Genomic DNA, 7,900 nt, shown 5'->3' on the forward strand with positions numbered 1-7,900 from the left:
CGATTGATTTCACGGGAACTGGTTCAAGGATTTGTAGTATCGAGCATTTTTATATGCTCATGAATAATTCAGGTTAATATTTCTTTGAGTACAGGTGATATTAATTTTTTTGCGTCCGTTTCAAAATTAGCCAAAATAAAAGCAATCACAGGAAATATCCGTGTAGAGAATACTTCTGCCGGCGCACTTGACCTTTCCGTTACCACAGGCAAAGTAACTGTTTCGGGGGCGACCTGTCGAGACGATATTACAGTAGATGTAGTGACCGGCAGCGCATATCTGACCGATAGTTCGTGCAGAAGCGTAATTTCAAGCGGAATTACAGGAAGTATATCCTTGAATAACGTTATACAGGAAGTTAGAATGGACAGGAAGAATGAATAGCATACGTGCTTGTGCAAGGGGGATTGTCGAAGGGGAAGTTATTTTTTGCATAAATCCAATGCAGCGTTTAACATTTCAACGGAGCGTTTCTTGAATATGGTGTTTTTTTTGATATTATAAAATCGGAAAGGAGGTGAAAATATTGAACGCTCAAAAAACAGGTAGCCTAATTTTTGCTATCAGAAAAGAACAAAATCGAACGCAGCAGGATTTAGCGAATGAATTGGGAGTATCAAGTGCAGCTATTTCTAAATGGGAACGGGGTATCGGATTTCCAGATGTATCTCTTATTGAACCCTTAGCTGCATCTCTGGGAATTACCATAGCAGAATTATTCAAGGGCGAAAGAACAGAAAACAGCGTTGATATCGAATATGAAAGTCTGTTGTCAGATGTTGTAAAAGTATCAGCCAATGAAATAACCAAGAAGAAAAAAATAACGAATTGGATTATTGCTATTACTGTTGCTGTTCTTTATTTGATGATTTCTGTAATATCACACAAGTGGGAGATAACTTGGGTGGTCTGGATTGTATATTGTTTTTATCGGATTTTTACTGAATATATCTATAAAAAATATTAGTAATCTACAGAAACGTAAGAAACGGAGTAAAAAATGGTCGATTATTCACAATTCGAGGCAAGTGTAAAATCCGGCATCCATGCAGATGTGAGCCGGATACGGCAGAAAGATGAAATAATAAAAGCCGTCGTTAAAAAGCGGAGAAATTCCGCAATAATCTGCGTGTGCTTCCTGTGCATGACAGGAATTTCTTTGTTTAAAAGCTGGATTCCCGCCGTTATCTGTCTCCTTCTTGCATTGTTTTTCCTATGGCGGGCTGTCGGAAAATTTTCTGACGAATATTTACGGGAAATGTACGAGGAAGGGCTTTTGGTTCCCGGCATGATCGTGAAAACGGAACCCCTCACCATCATGGCAATCGCAAACATGACCGTGCGGGATGGTGCGGCAACCGTAAATGGGTGTTACTGTCTGGAGGTGAAGGAACTTGACGGGGCGCAAAAAATTCTATTTGAAAAAATCCCCTGCTCCTGTTTTTTCTGCTATGAGGGCGGCGATTACCATTCTTCCTTCCAGCCACATCCTCTCTATTGGGGAACGGCAGATGAGCAGTCTATTCAAGAAGCGTTAAGACAGGTGGAGGAGGACAACAAAGAAAATGCTAGAGATGAATGGGAAGTGCTCAAGGAGGTTGCGCGGCAGTTCCCTGATTTGGGAAACGGGAACTTGATTTTATTGGATGAAAATTACGTTCCCTTCGGGAAAAAGAACTACATGGACAGCAACTATAAGCCCCTCAACGAGGAAGCTGACCCCAAGTAATATGTTCCATTTAGGGAAACGCTGATGAAAGCGTTTCCCACGTCGCAAATTCCAATATGGCGGTAAACTAGAGCATATGCACTAATGAGTATTGGTAGACACACCTTGTCTGGTAGTAAAATAAGGCATTTCTCGCTTTGTGTCCTGTTTTTTATCAGGCAGTTTTGATAGGATTTTTCTGAAGGGAGGAAAAGAATGAATCAAGAAAAAATCGGAAAATTCTTAAAAGAACTCCGTAAGCAAAAAGGACTTACCCAAGAACAGATTGCAGAAAAATTTAACGTATCAAACAGAACAATATCCCGTTGGGAGAATGGCAACAATATGCCAGACTTAGATATTTTGATTGAAATATCAGATTATTATGAAGTTGACTTACGGGAAGTTCTAAATGGAGAAAGGAAAAGCGAGAATATGGATAAAGAAATGAAAGAAACTGTATTGCGAGCAGTGGATTATACAAACGCAGAAGCGGAACGATACAATAAGCGTGTACGGATATGCAATGGGATAGCAATGCTTTTAGTAGTAGCCTACACTATCATTAAAGGAACAAGCCTTTATGATAATCCGACAGTTATGGCTGGACTGGATATTGCACAGGGATTTGCAGTTGGAATGCTTTTGGTAGGTTTGATTTATTCAAGTCGCTATGGTGAGAGGATTAGAGCGCTCAAAAAACGACTGATGAAAAGGCAAGAATAGATTCTGGAGCCGCTGCGGGAGAAGTATGATTACATTCTGATTGATACCTGCCCGTCCCTTGGGACTTTGACAATCAATGCTCTGGCTGCTTCGGATGAAGTCATTATCACGGTGAACCCCCAGCTTCTGGCTATGATGGGGATGCAGGATTTTTTGCGGACGGTGATGAAAATCAGGAAGCGGATCAATCCGGGGCTGGGGATTGCGGGCATCCTGATGACCATGTGCGAGTCCAGGACGAAGCAGTGTAAGGTATTGACGGAGGAAGTGACGGAGAGTTTCCAGGAGCAGATACGGGTGTTTGAGACGAGGATTCCTAGTACGGTGAAGGTGGGGGAGAGCATTTATTACAGCCTGCCGGTGACGGAATATAGCCCGAAGGCGAGTGCGGGGATGGCTTATAAAAAGTTTGCAAAGGAGTTGGTTTCGTATGAAGGCTAATGGACGAAGAGGAAGATTTTTAATGACGCTGTGGACCTTCTGGCGGGGGCGGAAGAGGTTTCTGCTCCGGAGAACGGGAATGAGAAGGTCAGCAGCCAGGGGCGGCGGAATGATATTCTGGAGGAAATCGCAAGGCTGAACGGGCAGGACACGGCGGGGACTTGTGGACATGATGTCCACAAGGTGAAGAGCCGGGATACTATCGGGGAAGAGTATGGGATGACCGGGAGGAATATTGCCAGGTATATGCGGGTGCAGAAGCTGGAAGAGCCTTTGAAGGAGCGGTTGGACGAGGGGATGCTGCCTTTGGTGGCGGCGGTGGATTTGTCCTATCTGTCGGAGAGGGAGCAGGGGGTGGTGTCCGGGCCGGCAGAGAGTGGCAGGATTAAGCTGGATGCGAAGACGGCGAAGTGCGTCAGGGGCATGGCGGGGAATGTGACGGAAGAGGCTGTGCTGGGGGCGCTGGATAGTGGAAAAGGGAAGAAGGCGGCCACCGGAAGGAGCGTGAGGCTGTCGGCGGAGGTGTATGAGAGGTATTTTGCCGGTGTGAAACCTGCGGACGTGGCAGGGATTGTGGAGGAAGCACTGGCGGCGTGGTTTGGGAAAGGGGGAGAGACTGATGTTCCCAGAGAAGCAGCGGTAATGTTCCACTTACTGTATTTGGGGACGGGCATGAAACGGTGGGGTTTCCGATACATAGCTTTTCGACGTTTGAGAGGATAAAGAAGTATGATGAAAATGAAGATGCGGAGAATGTCGGGAAGCCTTATTCTATCGAGGTTAGAGATATGGAAAGAACGATAACTATATATGGCATTGCTTCAACGAGATTTGATATAGCAGGTTAAATTGTGTCAGACCTATTTGTTTTATTGTGGACATGTAGGGCTGATTTTTGTAGTAAAGCACACAAGTATAAGATTTGAAGTTGTTCGATTTGATTCGCTTGATTTTTTTGCGTTGAATAGATATAATGTAGTAAAGCACACAAGAGATAAAAAATTTATGCGTATTTTAGTGCAGAGGTGAAAGTTTGGAAGTAAACTTCCAAATCTACCTGAATGACGCAGTAAATGCGTCAGAAGGAGGAAATAATGCTAACACAGAATGATATAAGAATACTAAGCAAAATATTTTCTGATTATGGCTATGTCATGACAACAGCACAGCTTACAAATGAAAAATTGTTTTATAGAGATATTCAACGTATGCTGGAACAAGGATTGATTGAAAGAATAAAAAGGGGCTGTTACCATTGGGTGGATGACTATGGTACGAGTGAGGTGGTTATTGTCAACCGCCTGTTCCCTGATGCAGTTCTTTGTATGGAAACAGCCCTTTTCTATTATAGATACAGTGACAGGAATCCCGCTGAATGGAATATTACCATTGACAAAAATACTTCCAGAAAGCGTACAAATATTGATTATCCTTTCATTAAGGCTTATCGGGTTGAGCCAGAGCTGCTTTCCATTGGAAAAACAAAAGGGAAAATTGACTTCCAAGAAGTTCATATTTATGACCGTGACCGTACCATTTGCGATGTGCTGAGGAATATGAATAAGATGGATAAAGAGATTTTTAATAAAGCAATACAAGGATATGTAAAAGACCAGAAAAAAAATATTCCGAACCTTATGCAGTACGCAAAGGCTTTGCGGGTGCAAAAGCGTGTAAAGGATTTGATTGGAGTGTGGTTGTAATGGCAGATAAGGCAGCGTCCGTTCTTGCGAAATTGAAAAACAAAGCTAAGATTTCTGGAATCAGCTATCAACAGTGTTTGCAGTTGTTTATGCAGGAGGAATTTTTGCGGAAACTTTCAAAATCTGGTTATGAAGACAATCTTATTCTGAAAGGCGGATTGTTTATCTATACGCTTACCAATTTTGAAAGCCGCGCAACGATAGATGTTGATTTCCTGCTTCGTGGATTTTCCAATTCCATAGAAGATGTAAAAAGTATGATTGGTAAGATTATTGAAACATCAACAGGAAATGATTTTGTTTCCATGACAGCAAAGGGATTTGAAGAAATTTCCCCACAGAGGAAATACCACGGCATCAGCACTCAAATTATCGGTCAGATAAAAAATGTCCGTGTGCCATTTAATGTGGATATTGGTGTGGGAGATATTATTGTGCCGAAAGCGCAGGAAAGAAGAATCAATACACAGCTTCCAGATTTTGAAAAGCCAGTGATAAAAACGTATTCTTTGGAAAGTACGATAGCAGAGAAATTTGACGCTATCTTGCAACGATTTGAATTGACTGGCAGGATGAAAGACTTTTACGATATATATTATCTGGCAAGAACATTCGATTTTGAGGGAACGAAGCTACGGGCGGCAATTTTTGAAACGTTGAAGAAAAGAGAAACGCCTTATGATAGAGATAGCTTTAAGCGTATTCTGGCACTTTCCGAAGATGAAGATATGCAGAAGCGGTGGAGATATTTTTTGAAAAATATTAAAGATGGTACGTTGGAATTTGCGGTGGTTATTAAAGAGATGCAGAAATTTCTTGAGCCAGTGTTTGATGCGATAGTGGATGAAGAAGAGTGGAAGAAGAATTGGACTTTCAAACAGAAATGGAACAGATGAACAAAGGGGGGATACAGAATGGGTAAAGTTCTTGAATTGGAACAGAGGGAACAGGCAGGTTCTGGTTCATATAATCGTTTTGAGTATCAAGTTCACTTTAACAAGCAAAGATTCTGAAATCCTTCAGGTTAGAGAAATGAAAAATGGAAGAAGTCAGAAGTTCAGAAACAAGGTTGTTGAAGTTTCAGTCAATCAAATCACTAACAATTTGCTTGCTATTATCAAGTCTATTATCGCAAGGGATACCACAGGTACAGATAGTGAGAAACTAAAATCACAGATAAAAGCCATTGAACAAAAACGCACAAGCCTCATTGACCTTTATACATCTGGCGATATTACCAGAGATGAATTTTCAGCAGCAAGAGCAAAATGTGAGAATGAGATTGCCGAACTGCAATCCGTGATAGATAGCATAGACAAACAAAGGGAGATGATTGAAAAACAGCAAGAACTTGTTGCTGAAATTACAGAAGTGATGAATGAGCTTATAAACGGCGTGGAATATGAAGATGATTTTTACAAAGAAATTTTAGATAAAATGGTTGTGAATGATAAAGACCATATTGATGTGTATTTGAACCTGCTCCCCCTCAAATGGAGCTACACGGTTGCAAAAAGCGTAAATTGTCCGCAGGGTAAACCACTAAAAAAAGCGCAAGCCCCTGAGATGGAACATTTCAGGGGCTTCTCTACCGGGCGGAAGAGATCGGGAGGCTGGATAGGTCTTATTTTAACATTATTCTGACGGAGGAATATGATGTGACGCTTCAGTCGAAGAATATGGGGCATATCTGGTATATCCATAACCCGGAGTATCCGGGGGAGGGGGAATGTATTATTTTTCATAAGCACAGGGATTCCCAGCCTTATCATCAGCATGGGAGGGCTAGGAATCTGGGGCAGGCGGTAAGGAGTATTATGGGGCATGATGTGTTCCAGATGAATGGGCGGAAGCGTTCGTAATATATGGCTTGAAGGTAAAATAGGGAATACTCTGGCATATTGATATATGTCGGAGTTTTCTTATGTAAGTATATTGTAGCTGTATATGTATTGATTTGTTTTTGGTAAGTTCTTAGAAAGTACGTTCCATTGGCTGGGGATATGCTGTATAATAGAGTCTGTTATGGAAGACGATCCATCAGGGAGGCGGAAAAGTGATTTGTAAAATAAGAAAATGGGATTTGGTGGATGCGGCGGATTTGGCGGCGGCTCTTTCCAATAGAAAAGTACAGGATAATCTTAGAGATGGGCTGCCATATCCTTATACGGAACAAGACGGGGTGGACTTTATTTCTGCTATGCTGTCTGCGGATGAAAATGAAACATTTGCTTTTGCCATAACTGCAGATGGACGGGTGGTGGGAAGTATCGGTGTTTTCCGCCAGGGGAATATCCACAGGCGGACAGCCGAGCTGGGATATTATATTGCGGAAGGATGCTGGGGAAAAGGAATCATGACAGAGGCTGTAAAACAGGTCTGCGAATATGTTTTTGAGAAAAGTGATATTCTCCGCATTTATGCAGAGCCATTTGCGTATAATACGGCATCTTGTCGTGTCCTGGAAAAAGCAGGTTTTCAGTATGAGGGGACGTTAAGAAATAATGCGGTAAAAAACGGGAAAGTGATCGATATGAAAATGTATTCTCTGTTGAAAGAGGAAATATAAATTTTAGGATTTGGATTGGACATTGCGGAGAATAGAATGGAGAAAAAAGTGTTAATATGGGAAGCATGGTTCTTCATGGCTTTTGGGCTGTTTCATCTGCATAGGATATGGGGAGTGATAGATAGAGATTCTTATGCCGGGTTTTGGATGGGCATATTAGGAAGTAAAGGGCCGTTTTACTTTACGCTGATGGGAGTATTGGCAGGATTGTGCGTTTTAGGAATCTTTACTTTTACGAAATGCCGGGGTAACAACTATTGGTGGAGATGGATATATCTATTTGGCGGCGCTTATGTGCTATTTGATTTATATGCGATTGCGTCTGGATTGGAATTTTGGAATAAACTTTTGTTGTGGATGTTTGACGTAGATTCAATTTATTGGAATGCGGTATGGTTATTCTTTGTATTGCTTGGTGGGTTTAGCTTTCTATTAGGAATGAAACTATTAAAGCAGAGAAAGGGATGATCCAGACTATATGGAGGCGATTTTATGGAAAAAGTAATTTTATATATTCATGGAAAAAATGGAAGTTATATGGAAGTTGAACAGTACAAGAAAAATTGTATGGGCTTTGATATGGTTGGGATAGACTACCAGGATGATGTCCCGTGGGTTGTGCGGGATCAGATCCGGGCGGCATACGATAAAGCCTGTGAAAGATACAACCATATTTATGATGTTGGGGTCAAAACCATAAATAAATTTGCCCCTATTCCTATAGTACCTTGAAAAATTCATATTTTGTAGTAT

Annotated in this window: 13 protein-coding genes; all 13 read left to right on the top strand. The window is 41.6% G+C overall.

Features of this window, described 5'->3' with window-relative positions; genetic code table 11:
• The first annotated feature begins 84 nt into the window (after positions 1-84).
• The gene (locus tag NFR99_RS13990) at positions 85-384 is read left to right on the top strand and encodes a DUF4097 family beta strand repeat-containing protein (RefSeq protein ID WP_158605043.1); all 300 of its coding nucleotides are present in this window, start codon (positions 85-87) and stop codon (positions 382-384) included.
• A 133-nt stretch (positions 385-517) separates the two neighbouring features.
• Entirely contained in the window at positions 518-967 is a 450-nt protein-coding gene (locus NFR99_RS13995) for a helix-turn-helix domain-containing protein (protein WP_243126925.1), read from the top strand.
• A gap of 33 nt (positions 968-1,000) precedes the next feature.
• Complete coding sequence (locus tag NFR99_RS14000; protein ID WP_251353954.1) at positions 1,001-1,729, top strand: DUF3239 domain-containing protein; 729 nt, start codon at positions 1,001-1,003, stop codon at positions 1,727-1,729.
• A 195-nt stretch (positions 1,730-1,924) separates the two neighbouring features.
• Complete coding sequence (locus tag NFR99_RS14005) at positions 1,925-2,434, top strand: helix-turn-helix domain-containing protein (protein WP_120486907.1); 510 nt, start codon at positions 1,925-1,927, stop codon at positions 2,432-2,434.
• Positions 2,435-2,446: 12 nt separating this feature from the next.
• On the top strand, positions 2,447-2,875 hold the full coding sequence (locus NFR99_RS14010; RefSeq protein WP_277613466.1) for a ParA family protein: 429 nt from the start codon (positions 2,447-2,449) through the stop codon (positions 2,873-2,875).
• Between the two features lie 30 nt (positions 2,876-2,905).
• On the top strand, positions 2,906-3,598 hold the full coding sequence (locus tag NFR99_RS14015) for a hypothetical protein (RefSeq protein ID WP_251353955.1): 693 nt from the start codon (positions 2,906-2,908) through the stop codon (positions 3,596-3,598).
• Between the two features lie 371 nt (positions 3,599-3,969).
• Complete coding sequence (locus NFR99_RS14020; protein WP_120486906.1) at positions 3,970-4,578, top strand: type IV toxin-antitoxin system AbiEi family antitoxin domain-containing protein; 609 nt, start codon at positions 3,970-3,972, stop codon at positions 4,576-4,578.
• Positions 4,578-5,474 carry a nucleotidyl transferase AbiEii/AbiGii toxin family protein gene (locus NFR99_RS14025; protein WP_120486905.1) on the top strand — a complete coding sequence of 299 codons (897 nt, stop codon included), beginning with the start codon at positions 4,578-4,580 and terminating at the stop codon, positions 5,472-5,474. The genes NFR99_RS14020 and NFR99_RS14025 overlap by 1 nt, the downstream gene beginning before the upstream one ends.
• Positions 5,422-6,222: a hypothetical protein gene (locus NFR99_RS14030; RefSeq protein ID WP_251353956.1), complete on the top strand. Its 801-nt coding sequence runs from the start codon at positions 5,422-5,424 to the stop codon at positions 6,220-6,222. The genes NFR99_RS14025 and NFR99_RS14030 overlap by 53 nt, the downstream gene beginning before the upstream one ends.
• 14 nt (positions 6,223-6,236) lie before the next feature.
• Positions 6,237-6,440: a hypothetical protein gene (locus tag NFR99_RS14035; RefSeq protein WP_243126924.1), complete on the top strand. Its 204-nt coding sequence runs from the start codon at positions 6,237-6,239 to the stop codon at positions 6,438-6,440.
• Between the two features lie 194 nt (positions 6,441-6,634).
• Positions 6,635-7,147 carry a GNAT family N-acetyltransferase gene (locus NFR99_RS14040; RefSeq protein WP_120486903.1) on the top strand — a complete coding sequence of 171 codons (513 nt, stop codon included), beginning with the start codon at positions 6,635-6,637 and terminating at the stop codon, positions 7,145-7,147.
• A 36-nt stretch (positions 7,148-7,183) separates the two neighbouring features.
• Positions 7,184-7,615, top strand: a complete 432-nt coding sequence (locus NFR99_RS14045) for a hypothetical protein (protein WP_120486902.1) — start codon at positions 7,184-7,186, stop codon at positions 7,613-7,615.
• A 24-nt stretch (positions 7,616-7,639) separates the two neighbouring features.
• Positions 7,640-7,879, top strand: coding sequence for a hypothetical protein (locus NFR99_RS14050; protein WP_251353957.1), 240 nt, complete (start codon positions 7,640-7,642; stop codon positions 7,877-7,879).
• Positions 7,880-7,900: the final 21 nt, after the last annotated feature.

The organism is Hominisplanchenecus murintestinalis (assembly GCF_943193015.1).
Classification (GTDB): domain Bacteria; phylum Bacillota; class Clostridia; order Lachnospirales; family Lachnospiraceae; genus Hominisplanchenecus_A; species Hominisplanchenecus_A murintestinalis.